We start from the raw sequence: 14,342 nt of genomic DNA, 5'->3' as shown, positions 1-14,342 counted from the left end.
TTTTATGATACAATGAAGCTATGTTAGTCAAATTATTTTTTAAACAATGGCAGGCCAAAATTAAAAGCCTGTCTCCGGCAAGGCGAATCTTTCTCAGCTTTGCCTTGGTTATCCTGGTGGGCTCCCTCTTATTGAGTCTGCCTTTTGTCCAGCAAGCAATCTCAAAAGCAGGTTATGTCGACCACCTTTTTACAGCAGTCTCCATGGTCTGTGTGACAGGGCTCTTTACCCAATCAGTAGCTTCGACCTATAATGGTTGGGGGCAATTGATTTGTATGCTCTTGATTCAGATTGGTGGCCTGGGGATCTTGACCTTTATCGGTCTCTTCTTTATGGAAGGTCGCCAAAAGCTTAGCTACAAGGACCGACAGACCATCCGGGACAGCTTTAGCTTTAGCAATAACCAGAGCTTGGCCCGTTTTGTCCGTTCTATTTTCATTACCACCTTTACCATCGAAGGACTGGGGGCCTTGCTCCTCATGATTCGCTTCATTCCTCGATTTGGTTGGGGCCATGGAATCTTTAACTCTATCTTTGTTGCGGTCTCGGCCTTTTGTAATGCGGGCTTTGATAATTTTGGGGGCGATAGTATGATGAGCTTCCAGACCGATTGGTTGGTCAATATGACCTTATCTGCCCTTATTATTACTGGGGGCTTGGGCTTCATGGTCTGGTTTGACCTGGCTACCAAGGCCCGTAATCAATCAGGACGGCGGACTCTTCGCTTCCATACCAAGGTGGTTCTCTGGTTAACAGCTGCGATCCTTCTCTTTGGGACAGTAACCAGTCTCTTGACCGAGTTTGATAACCCGTCAACCATTGGGTCCCTTCCATTAGGAGAGAAGATCTTGGTCAGCTTCTTCCAAACTGTCAGTATGCGGACAGCTGGTTTTGCATCCTTAGATTATACAGCAGTCCGGCCAGTGACGCTCTTCGTCTATCTCTTGCAGATGTTTTTAGGTGGAGCACCGGGTGGGACAGCAGGGGGCATGAAGATCACCACCTTCCTGGTCCTCTTGCTCCTGGCTCGGAAGGAACTATTGGGGCTACCACATACCAATTTAGGAAAACGTACCATTTCACCAGACATTGTTCAACGTTCCTTTGGGACGGCGGTGATTTTCCAGTTGACCTTCTTAGTGGGTCTATTAGGAATCTGTTTGGTGACGCCGGATGGCCAACGCTTTATTTATTTGGTCTTTGAGGTGGTATCCGCTCTAGCGACAGTAGGCGTGACAGCCAATGTGACCTCGACCTTAAATGGGGCGGGACTAGCCATTATTATGGTCCTCATGTTTATCGGACGGATTGGTCCTTTGACCCTTATGGTCAGTTTGAACAATTACCAAGCCAAGAAAGCAGATACCTTGCAGTATGCCAAGGCAGACATCATTATCGGATAGGAGAAACTCATGGCGAATCGAACCATTGGAATTTTAGGATTGGGAATTTTTGGACAGAGTGTCCTGAAAACCTTACAGGATCAGGATGTGGATATTATTGCAATTGACGATCACGCAGATGTGATCAACCAATATGAATCCATGATTACGACTGGAATTGTTGGAGACATTACAGAAATGGACCTCTTGGATGCGGCTGATATCGGTACCTGTGACACAGTCGTGATCGCGACGGGTGAAAACCTGGAGTCCAGTGTGCTGGCGGTCATGCACTGTAAGGCCCTTGGAGTCGAGCACGTCATTGCCAAGGTTAAAAATGAAGTGACCAAGGAAGTCCTTGAGAGGATTGGGGCTGATTTGGTCATCCTACCAGAGGTAGAAGCGGGCATGTCTCTAGCTAAGATGATCCTCTTCCAACATGGGATTGAAGTTTTCCAGTTGGATGAAGCAGTGGTGGTGGTCGAGTTTACGGTTCCAGCTAGCTGGGTAGGAAAAAGCATCCGAGACTTGGAAATCAGAGACCAATTTCAACTCAATATTATTGGCTATCGAGATGCGGAAGACCAGCCTTTGCGAAGTCAGATTGGTCCCGACTTTATCTGGCCAGAAGGGGTGCGCGTGATGGCGGTGACAGACAACCAGTATCTGGATAGAATCCAATACCTCTTAGAGGAAACAAACTGAGAGAGAGTGGGACAGAAATCGGGAATTCGTTAGAATTCGATTTCGTCGTCCCACCTCCGCATAGTTGAGTAGGGCTGTAAAAGCTGATGAAATCAGCGTAGTAGAGCCCACTCAACCACTGCGTCTTGCTCAACAGTACAAAAACAATTAAGAGGCTAGGACTTTTGTCCCAGCCTCAGAATGTTGATAACCTATTTTTTAACTAAAATAGGTGAAATGATTCTGCAGAAATATGATTTTTAATTTTTACTCCGCAGATGCCCTCTGTATCTTAATTTAGTCATGGAACTTCCTGAATTGCTGAAATCATCCACTGGATAATTTCACCTAACGTCCGTCCTCAAGGTCGTCAAGAATCTCTTGCCATTTTTCCTCATGCATGTCTTGGCAGATATGTTTGGATCGAGTCTCATGTATCTCTTGATCCATTGGGGAAGTTGATCTTATAATATTTTAGGAAAGGTTCTGTCAGGTGTTGACAGGCCTTTTTTTGAGTGCTATAGTAAAATCGTAAACGCTTACACGGTGAGGTGAAGCAGATAAAAAGCGGGCAGTCAGATGCTCCATAAAAAGAGGAGGAAAGACAAATGGCAGGATCAGTGATACAGGGAGAGAACTACCGAATCTCCGTATTAACGGAATCTTTGGTGCGCTTGGAATATTCAGAGGGTGGTGTTTTTGAAGATGGTCAGACGCAAGTTGTGCAAAATCGTGATTTTGGACCTGTTGCCTGTGAGGTCGTAGAGACAGAAGAGGTCCTCGATCTGCATACGGAGCATCTCCACCTTCATTTTGAAAAGGGACCTTTTACACCGGATCGGCTTTTTATCGAGCTCAAGGGTCAGTATGCAGTCTATGGTAGCCGGTGGCACTATGGTGATCAGCCTGAGACCTTGAAAGGGACCAGTCGGACGCTTGACGAGGTCGATGGAGCTATGGAGTTGGAAGATGGGATCTTGAGCAAGGCCGGTTATGCTCTTTTAGACGATTCCAGCTCCTACTTGTATGATGTCGAAAGCGGATTTAGAGCACGGCCATGTCCAGAAGTGGATCTGTATTTCTTCGGTTATGGGCGCGATTATCTAGGGGCCTTGAAAGATTTTTACCATCTGACGGGACAACCCCCTCTCTTGCCACGTTATGCTCTGGGAAACTGGTGGAGTCGGTATTGGCCTTATACCAGTCAGGAGTACACAGATTTAATGGATCGTTTCAAGGCTGAAGGGGTGCCTTTGGCTGTCAGTGTGATCGATATGGACTGGCACAAGACAGCGATTCCTGCTCGCTTTGGAAGTGGTTGGACGGGCTATAGTTGGAACCGGGACTTGATTCCTGATCCAGCTGCCTTCTTACATGGTCTTCATGAGCGTGGTTTAAAGGTGACCTTAAATGTCCATCCAGCAGATGGCATTCGTGCCTTCGAGGATGCTTACCCCATGGTCGCAAAACGCTTGGGATTAGATGCGGAAAAAGAAGAAGCGGCTAGCTTTGACTTTTACAGTCCAGCCTTTCGCGAAGCTTATTTCGAAGATGTCCATCATCCCTTGGAAGATCAAGGAGTCGACTTTTGGTGGATTGATTGGCAACAGGGAAGTCATGGCAAGATGGATCCCCTTTGGTTGTTAAATCATTATCATTATCTAGACAATTGTCGTACAGGTCAAGCTGGTCTTATCTTATCGCGTTATGGAGGTCCTGGCAGCCACCGGTATCCGATCGGTTTTTCAGGGGATACCATTGTGACTTGGGAATCCCTAGCCTTTCAACCCTATTTTACCAGCACAGCTTCAAATATCGGTTATACGTGGTGGAGTCACGATATTGGTGGCCATATGCGGGGTTACTATGATGAAGACTTGGCTCTTCGCTGGTTGCAATTTGGGGTCTTTAGCCCGATCAATCGTCTCCATAGTTCTTGTAATGCTTTTAACAGCAAGGAACCGTGGTTTTACTCGTCTGAGACCTGTCGCTGGATGAAGCGATATTTACGCCTGCGTCACAGCTTACTACCTTATCTTTACACCATGAATGTGGCGACGCATGAACAAGGACTGCCTTTGGTTCAGCCCCTCTATTACCACTATCCAAACGAAGAAGATGCTTATGAGGCTAAAAATCAATATTTCTTTGGTAGTGAACTCATGGTGGCCCCAATTTCAGAGGCTCTGGATCCTGTCTATCATAGTGCTTCTGTGAGTGTTTGGTTCCCAGACGGAGTTTGGTATGATTTCTTCCATGATTGGAAGTACGAAGGAAAAGGCAAGCTTACAGTCTTTAGAGCTAGCCAGGATATTCCGGTCTTTGCGCGTGCAGGAGCCGTCATCCCTATGGATGCACAACCGCAGACAGGGGTAGAGCTCCCAGAAATGCTGGACTGGCATCTTTTCCCAGGTGACAATCGTTCCTTCGTGCTCCTTGAAGGAGAAGGAGATAACAGGGTTGAAACCCGCCTAACTGTCAATTGGGATGAAAGAAAGATTAGGTTGGATTTAACAGGTGATCGAACGCTGCTTCCTGAAAAGAGACAGCACCGGTTCTTCCTCCATACCTTTGAGACAGCCCCTATCTTAGTGGACAATCACAGTCAGGAGATTGCGATGGGTGAGCTGCAATCGCGTCCTACTGCAAAAGAAGATCGGATGTTTGAGCTCTTGAAATCTGCCAACCTGGCCTACGATAGAAAGAATGAATTATTTGCGGCTTGTTCAACAGCCAAGAATTGGAAACAGTTGATGAAGGTCATTACGCCTTTAGAGGAAGGTTTGCGTCAACGTCTCTTTGAAGTGATTTATTCCAGTGAAGAGAATGAAGACTTGTAAATTCTTGCAATTTCATCCCTATTTTTGTATGATGAAAGTGATTTCACAATCATAAAGGAGAAGAAAAAAATGGAACAAAAATGGTGGCATAATGCCGTAATTTACCAAGTTTATCCAAAGAGTTTCAAGGATAGTAATGGCGATGGCATCGGGGATCTCAAGGGGATCACGAGCAAGCTAGACTACTTGGAAAAATTAGGGATTACAGCGATCTGGCTCTCACCAGTCTACAAGAGTCCCATGGATGATAACGGCTATGACATCTCGGATTACGAGGATATTGCCTCCATCTTTGGGACTATGGAAGATATGGAAGAATTGATCGCAGAAGGCCATAAACGCAAGATCAAAATCATCATGGACTTGGTGGTCAACCATACCTCTGATGAGCATGCTTGGTTTATCGAAGCACGTGAAAATCCAGATAGTCCAAAGCGGGATTTCTATATTTGGCGCGATGAGCCCAATGGTATTATTTCTGCTTTTAGTGGCTCTGCTTGGGAATTGGATGAAGCATCAGGCCAATACTACCTGCATAACTTCAGTAAGAAGCAACCAGACCTCAACTGGGAAAACGAGGAGCTTCGTCATCAGATCTATGACATGATGAATTTCTGGATTGACAAGGGGATTGGTGGCTTCCGTATGGATGTCATCGATATGATCGGTAAGATCCCAGATCAGGAAATCATCAGCAATGGTCCCATGCTTCATCCTTACTTGAAGGAAATGAATCAAGCCACCTTTGGCGATAAGGATCTGCTCACCGTGGGAGAAACTTGGGGGGCGACACCTGAGATTGCTAAGCAATATTCCAATCCAAAAAATCAAGAATTGTCCATGGTCTTCCAATTTGAACACATTGGTCTTCAATACCAACCGGGTCAACCAAAATGGCATTACGCTAAAGAATTGGATGTGCCTAAATTGAAGGAAATTTTTACCAAGTGGCAGACAGAATTGGGGACAGACGAAGGCTGGAATTCCCTCTTTTGGAACAATCACGATCTCCCACGGATTGTGTCAACTTGGGGGGATGATGGCGACTGCCGTGTCAAATCTGCCAAGGCTTTAGCAATTCTGCTTCACTTGATGAAGGGAACTCCGTATATCTATCAAGGCGAAGAAATAGGAATGACCAATTATCCATTTAAGACCCTTGAGGACGTAGAAGATATCGAGTCAATCAACTATTCCCATGAAGCCTTAGAAAAAGGTGTGCTACTCGAAGTGATTATGGATCAGATCCGCCATATTGGTCGGGACAATGCACGGACACCGATGCAGTGGAATGATGAAGCAGAAGCCGGCTTTACAACAGGTCGTCCATGGCTTGCGGTCAACCCAAACTATAAGGAGATTAATGTAGAAGCTGCTCTTGCAGATCCAGACTCCATTTTCTATACCTACCAAGCTCTCATCGCCTTGCGAAAAGAGCATCCTTGGCTTGTGACAGCTGATTATGAATTGGTGGACGCAGCCGAAAAGGTTTTTGCCTACAAGCGAGTAGAAGGAGAGCAAGCCTATCTGGTGGTTGTCAATCTCTCAAGTCAAGAGCAAGAGTTGCCACTCGTCAATGGGGTTGAAGAGGTTCTCATTGCCAATACCAAGGTGGAACAAGTCCTCGAATCAGGCAAGTTGGCCCCTTGGGATGCTTTCTGTGTCAAATTAGCCTAATGAACGTAAGAAAAATAGGAAATCACTTCCTTGTAGAAGCAGGTCTTTCTCCTTAGAGAAGGCCTGCTTTATTTCTTTGCAAATGTCATTGTAGAGCATTGACTTAAAGATGGTTTAGTGATACCAGCTTAGATTAGGGGTATAGGAAATTTTTATAAGAAGTCCTAGTTTTTGCATTTAATCTTTGCTCTAAAGGCCTATTAAATCGATGTTATAGTTTTTGGCTATATCAAGATTCGTGTAAAAGCAATTATACAAGACTGCTATCTTCTGATATGATAGTCTCAATTAGAATTTTTGGAGGACACAACATGTCAACTACAATTATCGGTTTCCCTCGTTTGGGTGAATTCCGTGAATTAAAATTTACAACTGAAAAATACTTTAGAAATGAAATCACAGCTGCAGATTTGTTGGATGCTGCAAAAGAATTGCGTGCCAAACACTGGAATATTGTCAAAGAAAAAGGGATCACTGAAATCCCATCAAATGATTTTTCACATTATGACAACTTCCTAGATGCAGCCTTTCTTTTCAACGTGGTTCCTGAGTCTGTGCAAAACTTAGAATTGACAGATCTTGAACGCTACTTCGCTTTGGCGCGTGGCTACCAAGGTGAAAAAGGGGATGTGCGTGCTCTTCCAATGAAGAAATGGTTCAACACCAACTACCACTATATCGTTCCAAAATTTGAAAAAACAACAGAAGTTAAATTGGCTGGTCACAAGATTTTTGATGAGTACCAAGAAGCCAAAGAATTGGGTCTTGACACTCGCCCAGTTGTGGTTGGACCCTTCACTTTCCTTCAATTGTCAGACTTTGAAGAAGGCGTGAAAGCAGAAGATTTCGTCGATAGCTTAGTAGCTGCTTATCAAGACATTTTTGCTAAATTGGCTGAACTTGGTGCGACTCGTATCCAATTGGACGAAGCTGCTCTTGTCAAAGATTTGACAGCAGAGGAAAAAGCTCTCTTCTTGAACCTCTACAACAAGCTCTTGGCTGACAAAAAAGGTCTCGAAGTCTTGATCCAAACTTACTTTGGTGACGTTCGTGATATCTACTCTGACCTTGTGAACTTGCCAGTAGATGCGATTGGTTTGGACTTTGTGGAAGGGAAGAAAACTCTTGAACTCGTTAAAGGTGGCTTCCCAGCTGACAAGACTCTCTATGCGGGTATTGTCAATGGTAAGAACATCTGGCGTAACAACTACGAAAAGAGCTTGGCTGTTCTTGAGCAAATTCCAGCTGAAAACATCGTTTTGACAAGCTCATGTTCACTCCTTCATGTGCCATTTACAACTGCTAATGAAGACTTTGAACCAGCTATCTTGAACCACTTTGCCTTTGCAGTTGAAAAATTGGATGAAATCCGTGACTTGGATGCTATCCGCAACGGCCAAGGAGAACAAGCTCTTGCTGCCAACAAAGAACTCTTTGCGACGGAACGTGTTGGTGAAAATGTGGAACTTCGTGCTCGTATTGCAGGATTGACTGACGCAGACTACACTCGTTTGCCAGCCTTTGCTGAACGTGAAGCTATCCAAGAAGATGCCTTCAAACTTCCAGCTCTTCCAACAACAACCATCGGATCCTTCCCTCAAACGAAGGAAGTTCGCGCTAAACGTTTGGCCTTCCGTAAGGGTGAATTGACTCAAGAAGAATACGATGCATTCCTTGCTGAAACCATCGACGAATGGATTAAATGGCAAGAAGAAGTTGGATTTGACGTGCTTGTACACGGTGAATTCGAGCGGAACGACATGGTTGAGTACTTCGGTCAAAACTTGTCAGGTTACCTCTTCTCTAAAAACGGTTGGGTACAATCATACGGTATGCGTGGGGTGAAACCGCCAATTATCTGGGGTGATGTCACTCGTCTCAACCCAATCACTGTGAAATGGTCTAGCTACGCACAAAGCCGTACGAACAAACCTGTTAAAGGGATGTTGACTGGACCTGTGACCATCCTTAACTGGTCATTCCCACGTGAAGACATCTCTATTAAGGATTCAACTCTTCAAATCGCTCTTGCCATCAAGGAGGAAGTTCTTGACCTTGAAGCAGCAGGCGTGAAAATCATCCAAATCGACGAGGCTGCTCTTCGTGAGAAATTGCCACTCCGTCGTAGCGACTGGTATGAAGATTACCTTGACTGGGCTATTCCAGCCTTCCGTTTGGTACACTCAACAGTTGCGCCAGATACACAGATCCACACACACATGTGTTACTCAGAATTTACAGATATCATCCCAGCCATCGATAACATGGATGCGGACGTGATCTCATTTGAAGCGAGCCGTTCAAACCTTGAAATCTTGGACGAACTCAAAGCTCAAAACTTCCAGACAGAAGTGGGTCCTGGAGTTTACGATATCCACTCTCCTCGTGTGCCTAACGAAGGCGAAATCGACCACACCATCGAAGCCATCCTTGCTAAAGTACCAAGCAAAAAAGTATGGATCAACCCTGACTGTGGTTTGAAAACACGTGGTATCAAAGAAACGAGAGAAAGCTTGATCCGTCTTGTAGAAGCGGCAAAAGCTGCTCGTAAAGCGCTATAAGGCAAGCAGAACTTCCTAAGCTTGCTCGATAGCAAAGAAAGAATTGCTCAATCAAGAAAGGAATACATTTGATGACTAAGCAAACACCGTCGCTCTCCTTTGAGGTTTTCCCTCCAAATCCTGAAGTAGGCAATGCCAAGCTCTTACGTGCCTTGGAAAATATGCAGGAATTAGCTCCTCACTTTATCAGTGTGACCGCTAGCAATAACAAATACAATATCAAAGAGACGACGGTTGCTTTAGCCAATCATATTCAGAATGAATTGTCTATTCCGACCATTGCCCACTTACCTGCTATTTATTTAAGCAAGGAAAAAGTGGCAGATACCCTTCATGAGTTGGATCAAGTGGGAGTTCATCGGATCTTGGCCCTTCGTGGTGACATTATTCCTGGTATTGAGCCTTTAAAAGACTTTCGTTATGCAACGGACTTGATTGAATTCATTAAAACAGAAGCTCCTCACTTTGATGTGATCGGTGCTTGTTACCCAGAAGGTCACCCGGATTCACCTAGTCAAATTTCAGACATTCAAAACCTTAAAAAGAAGGTAGATGCTGGATGCTCGAGCTTGGTGACGCAACTTTTCTTTGACAATGAGCGCTTCTATGATTTCCAAGATAAGTGTACCTTGGCGGGAATTGATGTTCCCATTCATGCAGGGGTGATGCCAATTCTTAACAGAAATCAGGCCCTTCGCTTGTTGAAGACTTGTGAAAATGTTCATATCCCACGGAAGTTCAAAGCCATCCTGGATAAGTATGAACATGATCCAGAATCCCTTCGTGCGGCTGGTTTGGCCTATGCGGTGGATCAAATCGTTGATTTGGTCACACAAGATGTTGCCGGTGTCCATCTCTACACCATGAACAATGAAGATGTGGCCTATCATGTCCACCATGCAACAAAAGCCTTATTTGAACACCAACCAAAGTTGGAAGTGATTTAATCAACAGTCTAAGTAGGAATTGTAGAGATTGAGAAAAATTTTTCTCAGTCTCTTTTTTCTTGGGCCAATCGCTTGCCAAAAGGCAACTTTTTTTTTATAGTATTAATATGAAGATTTTGGAGGCGCTTGCAATGAAGAGAGAACTCACGTTGAAGTTATTTGGACCCCCTAAGGTTATTTTTAATCAGAAAGATATTCGTTTTTCCTTCTCGAAGATGGAGGCTTTATTCTATTACTTAGCTGTAATGGGGGAGGTCAATCGTGATGAAATAGCCGGTATTCTTTGGGGAGATAAAGAAAACCAAGTAGCTCGAAAAAATTTACGGAATACAGTTTATCAAGCCAATAAAATCTTTGAAGGAGATGTTATCGTCTCTCCGACTAGGAGTAGTTTGGCTCTTAATCCTGATTTGAGACTTTCTTTGGATGTTCAGCTCTTTGAAAGGGATCCAATAGGAAATTTAGAGCTTTACCAGGGAGAGTTTCTAGAAGGTTTCTATGTAAAGGATGATGAAGATTTTGATCAATGGGCTTCTCGAAAAAAGAGCACGTATAAGCAACTCTATATCGAAAGCTGTTATCAGAAGATTGCCCAAGATGGTTTTGGCGAGCCTAGTATAGAGTCTTTACTTCACCATTTAGTAGAGCTGGATGAATTTGAAGAAAAAAACTATCAGCTCTTGATGGAGTATTATAGGATTCACCATCAGCTAGGAAAATTTTTTGAGACCTATTACAAGTTGGTCGATTTATTGGATCGTGAACTCAGTGTTCGCCCTAGTCGAGCTGTAGAAGAACTCTATCATTCTGTTTTGGAAGCCAAACGTACCCATAAACAGAGCAATCGGGTGAATATTCGAGAACTTCCCTTTTTTGGTCGCAAGCAAGAACTGTCCCAACTAGAAGAATACCTCTCACTGGTAGAGACAGGAAAAGCTGTGGGGCCCTTCCTTGTGATGGGGCAATCTGGAACAGGCAAAAAACGTTTATTGCGTCAGTTGGTCTTGATGACCAATCGGAATTTTGGTTTTGTCAAGGTCGAAGGCAGAGCGGGGAGTTCTCAGGAAGCAGGAAGTAGCTGGAGTGGTCTCATACAAGCTCTAGAGAAATTAAGCGGAGATCCAGCAAGCTCTTTATTAGGAGGGGAGAGTGATCTCGTATCTGTACGGGAGCAACTTCAAAGGCTCAGCCAAGAAAAACCTCTCCTGCTTCTTTTTGAAAATGCCCAGTGGATCGATGCGGTTTCATTGGAAAAAGTGAAGCAATTAGAGGAAAGTAGAGGACAAGAAAAATGGCAAGTAATTTTTACAGCTGAGGGGCCATTGTCAGATTTCTTGGTCAAGTTCTTAGGAGGCTTGAAAGTTGAGAGACGGTTGTCCCAGCTAGAATTGACCAATTTTAATCCGGAGGAAAGTCGGTCACTCTTGCAAGATCAATTGGGGCAGATAGAACCAGCTCTTATCGAGCAGATGATGGAGTGGAGCGAAGGCAGTCCCTTCTTGTTGTCTAGCTATATAGAAGAATGGAAAGAGAAGGAAAGTTTAGAGCCCTTGCCTGATATCATTCAGGCCTATCTATTTCAAGAATTGGGTGATATGAGCAGTGAGGAAGAAGCGCTTCTTCACTACTTGTCTTGTTTTCATAAGCCCATTTCTATATCTATCTTGGCTGATTTGACGGCTACCGATCTTTCTGCCTTGACAGAACTATTAGAGCCTTTATCTGAAAGAGCCATTATCTCAATAGTAGAAGATGGTGAGGATCTTTTGGTTCATTTTCGCAAGCAATTAGTAGCCATGTACTTTTACCAGCTCCTCTCACCTGCCAGACGGCGTCTTTTTCACCAACAAATTGCTCAAAAACTAGAAGAAACTCTAGAAGATTCGACGGATCTTCTCTTCTATAAGGAAATTGCTTACCAATACAAGCAGTCCCAAAATCACTTGCGTTCCTTGTCTTTTGAGTTGACCTACTTGGAAGAAATCCTCCAGCTGGAGCATGAACTGTTTCCAATTTACTCCAAGGGAGATGAGGGGCTTGTATCGGACGGTAAAAATAGCCATTTAGATATTTTGGCGGAGTTGACCCGCCTACATCATGAACTAGAGGAGCTTTTCTCGAGACACCAAAGAGATAGAGAATACAAATATTTACAACTACGCTATTTGTATCTGGAAGGACGCTATTTTATTCGAATCGGTGAGTACCAAAAGGGCATCCATGATATTCAAAAGGTCATCTCCTATGCAAGGGAGCTCAAACGACTGGACTTTCTCTTGGAAGGCTATCGCCAAATCATTTATTATTGCATTCAAACAGAAAATATTTCTGAAATGGCCTATTATACGGATCTGGCTTTAGAAGATGCTATCCAAGCCAATAACCATGAAGCCATTGCGATTCAGTTGCGCTTGAAAGGCTTGTACCATCTGATGGTAGGTGATGAAGAACAGGCTACACGTCATCTTTATCGCTCCATTGATTGCTTTAGTTTGACCAATAGCATGCAGGCTAAATATGCTATTCAAATTGCGGCTTCTTTGGCTTACTTGGCTGAAATAGAGCAAATTAGAGGTCATTTCCAAGTAGCCGTCACCCACTTAGAAGAGGTCTTGCGTTTGGTGGGAGATCAAGCAGTTGATTCTGTCCGTGTCGTATTTGATATTGATCTGGGAATCGCCTATTACTGGAAGGGGGATCTCGTCCAAGCACGCCTCTGTTTTGACCGAGCTCAGAAAATTTTATCCAGTGTTCGTTTCCCTTGGAAGGAAGAATTGCTAGAATTTTATCAATCCTTAATCGCCTGTCATCAGGGAGAAGATGAGAAAGTGGCGGATTACCTAGCTCGTAAAGAACTGACCATGAACCAATCTGTCAATGCAAGGGATAAGGGGATGGTTCATTATCTCCTAGCTCTCTTGACAGATCAGAAGGAAAAAGGGAAGCAACTGGATCCTGTCCTGAGCACCTTCTTAAAAGAAGAAAAGAACTACTACAAGAAGGTAGCGGAGCAACACTTGAATCCATACAGGGACCAGCAGTTTCTTAAGAAATTAAGAGAGATCTAGGGCATTTTCTCAAAAATACTGAGACAGGAATGCCCTTCTCTTACTTAGGGATCTTTCTAGTGGCAGGTCATGAAGAAAGAAAAAGGCATAGAAAGACCGTAAAGATAGGTTATTCTATGCCTTTTATGTGTGTAGAAATGTTTCTAGTTCAATGTTTGTTGCGCTAAGATTTGGGTCAGGTAAAAGATGAAGGTCGCAGCAAGGTTTGAAGTGTGGTTATCAATATCATGTGGAGGCGAAACTTCCACGATATCAAAGCCAATCAGTTTCCCACTGGCTGCAATATGTTGGATCAGCATAAGGGCCAGTTTAGGATCGACCCCCAATGATTGAATGGCACTGACACCAGGAGCAGAACCGACCGCAAAGCAGTCCATATCGATGGAGAGGTAGACGGCTGTTTGATGTTCTAAGAATCGATCGATATGTTCTAGAATGGCTGGGTGGCTCATCTGGAAGAGATCTTGACCCGTTAAGAAATCAATGCTTGGTGTTTTAGCCACGTAATTAAAGAGAAAGAGATTGTTATTGTGCTCTTGGATTCCAAGGATGAGGTAAGGGAAGTCATGCCCTTTATCTTTTGCGTGATCGGCCATTTGACGAAAACCTGTTCCAGAGTTGGGACCAGTTTGGTCATATGGGCGCAAGTCAAAATGGGCGTCTAGATTGATCACAGCTAGTTGTTCATCCTTTTTTAGGCTCGATTCGATCCCCAGGTAGTGTCCATAAGCAGTTCCATGACCGCCTCCTAGAACAATGGGTTGGATACCTAATTGGTACATGCGCTGTATTGCTTGTGAGAGACTTTCTTGGAGTTCTCCCAGCGAATGATTGGGACCGTCAATATTCCCAACATCATAAACTGTAACATTAGTCCCCCAGTGCCATGGAAGCTTGGCAATTTGAGAACGAATAGCTGTTGGGCCCTCGACAGCTCCTACACGTCCATTGTTGATATAGACGCCTTTATCACTTTTAAAGCCGATAATCCCAAAGGTCGTACCCTCAAATGGAGTGAGGGACTCATCATTTAGATCTAGAAATTTTGTGACCATGCCCCATTTGGCAGTGTAGGGATTATCCTCGATACTACCTTGGTAATAGCTATAGGTCATTGGATAGTAGTTTGTAAGCAAGGTCGTTGCCTCCCTTATATTTTTTGAAAGCATTCAGAGGCTGAGAA

General features: G+C 44.1%; 8 protein-coding genes and 1 pseudogene. 8 read left to right on the top strand and 1 reads right to left on the bottom strand.

All coding sequences use genetic code 11. The annotated features are described in order from the left end of the window. Positions 1–20 precede the first annotated feature (20 nt). The 8 genes and pseudogenes from QM830_RS06445 to QM830_RS06410 all read left to right on the top strand — a co-directional run bounded on the left by QM830_RS06445 (position 21) and on the right by QM830_RS06410 (position 13,159). On the top strand, positions 21–1,403 hold the full coding sequence (locus QM830_RS06445) for a TrkH family potassium uptake protein (RefSeq protein ID WP_414326026.1): 1,383 nt from the start codon (positions 21–23) through the stop codon (positions 1,401–1,403). Between the two features lie 9 nt (positions 1,404–1,412). Further along, the gene (locus tag QM830_RS06440) at positions 1,413–2,087 is read left to right on the top strand and encodes a potassium channel family protein (protein ID WP_414326024.1); all 675 of its coding nucleotides are present in this window, start codon (positions 1,413–1,415) and stop codon (positions 2,085–2,087) included. A gap of 345 nt (positions 2,088–2,432) precedes the next feature. Further along, a pseudogene (locus tag QM830_RS06435) lies at positions 2,433–2,528 on the top strand (CPBP family intramembrane glutamate endopeptidase); the annotation flags it as partial. A gap of 146 nt (positions 2,529–2,674) precedes the next feature. Then, positions 2,675–4,906 (top strand): glycoside hydrolase family 31 protein, encoded by a 2,232-nt coding sequence (locus QM830_RS06430; RefSeq protein WP_009731617.1) that lies wholly within the window; start codon positions 2,675–2,677, stop codon positions 4,904–4,906. A 69-nt stretch (positions 4,907–4,975) separates the two neighbouring features. Then, positions 4,976–6,583 carry an alpha-glucosidase gene (locus QM830_RS06425; protein WP_009731616.1) on the top strand — a complete coding sequence of 536 codons (1,608 nt, stop codon included), beginning with the start codon at positions 4,976–4,978 and terminating at the stop codon, positions 6,581–6,583. 311 nt (positions 6,584–6,894) lie between these two features. Next, complete coding sequence (metE, locus tag QM830_RS06420; protein WP_414326022.1) at positions 6,895–9,144, top strand: 5-methyltetrahydropteroyltriglutamate--homocysteine S-methyltransferase; 2,250 nt, start codon at positions 6,895–6,897, stop codon at positions 9,142–9,144. A gap of 71 nt (positions 9,145–9,215) precedes the next feature. Next, positions 9,216–10,091 carry a methylenetetrahydrofolate reductase [NAD(P)H] gene (gene metF, locus QM830_RS06415; protein WP_009731614.1) on the top strand — a complete coding sequence of 292 codons (876 nt, stop codon included), beginning with the start codon at positions 9,216–9,218 and terminating at the stop codon, positions 10,089–10,091. Positions 10,092–10,222: 131 nt separating this feature from the next. Beyond that, the gene (locus QM830_RS06410; protein WP_414326020.1) at positions 10,223–13,159 is read left to right on the top strand and encodes an AAA family ATPase; all 2,937 of its coding nucleotides are present in this window, start codon (positions 10,223–10,225) and stop codon (positions 13,157–13,159) included. 143 nt (positions 13,160–13,302) lie between these two features. Here the strand turns inward: QM830_RS06410 and hutG are convergent, their stop codons facing one another. Beyond that, positions 13,303–14,295, bottom strand: coding sequence for a formimidoylglutamase (gene hutG, locus QM830_RS06405; protein ID WP_414326019.1), 993 nt, complete (start codon positions 14,293–14,295; stop codon positions 13,303–13,305). Positions 14,296–14,342 lie beyond the last annotated feature (47 nt).

This window comes from Streptococcus sp. OMI750 (assembly GCF_047463895.1).
GTDB lineage: Bacteria > Bacillota > Bacilli > Lactobacillales > Streptococcaceae > Streptococcus.
The sequence above is the reverse complement of the archived record's forward strand: the minus strand, read 5'-3'. Positions and strand labels throughout refer to the sequence as shown.

Bases quoted from the DNA above. Each gene is read 5' to 3' on its own strand.
- QM830_RS06445 (WP_414326026.1), top strand. From the start codon at position 21: ATGTTAGTCAAATTATTTTTTAAACAATGGCAGGCCAAAATTAAAAGC.
- QM830_RS06440 (WP_414326024.1), top strand. From the start codon at position 1,413: ATGGCGAATCGAACCATTGGAATTTTAGGATTGGGAATTTTTGGACAG.
- QM830_RS06430 (WP_009731617.1), top strand. From the start codon at position 2,675: ATGGCAGGATCAGTGATACAGGGAGAGAACTACCGAATCTCCGTATTA.
- QM830_RS06425 (WP_009731616.1), top strand. From the start codon at position 4,976: ATGGAACAAAAATGGTGGCATAATGCCGTAATTTACCAAGTTTATCCA.
- metE (WP_414326022.1), top strand. From the start codon at position 6,895: ATGTCAACTACAATTATCGGTTTCCCTCGTTTGGGTGAATTCCGTGAA.
- metF (WP_009731614.1), top strand. From the start codon at position 9,216: ATGACTAAGCAAACACCGTCGCTCTCCTTTGAGGTTTTCCCTCCAAAT.
- QM830_RS06410 (WP_414326020.1), top strand. From the start codon at position 10,223: ATGAAGAGAGAACTCACGTTGAAGTTATTTGGACCCCCTAAGGTTATT.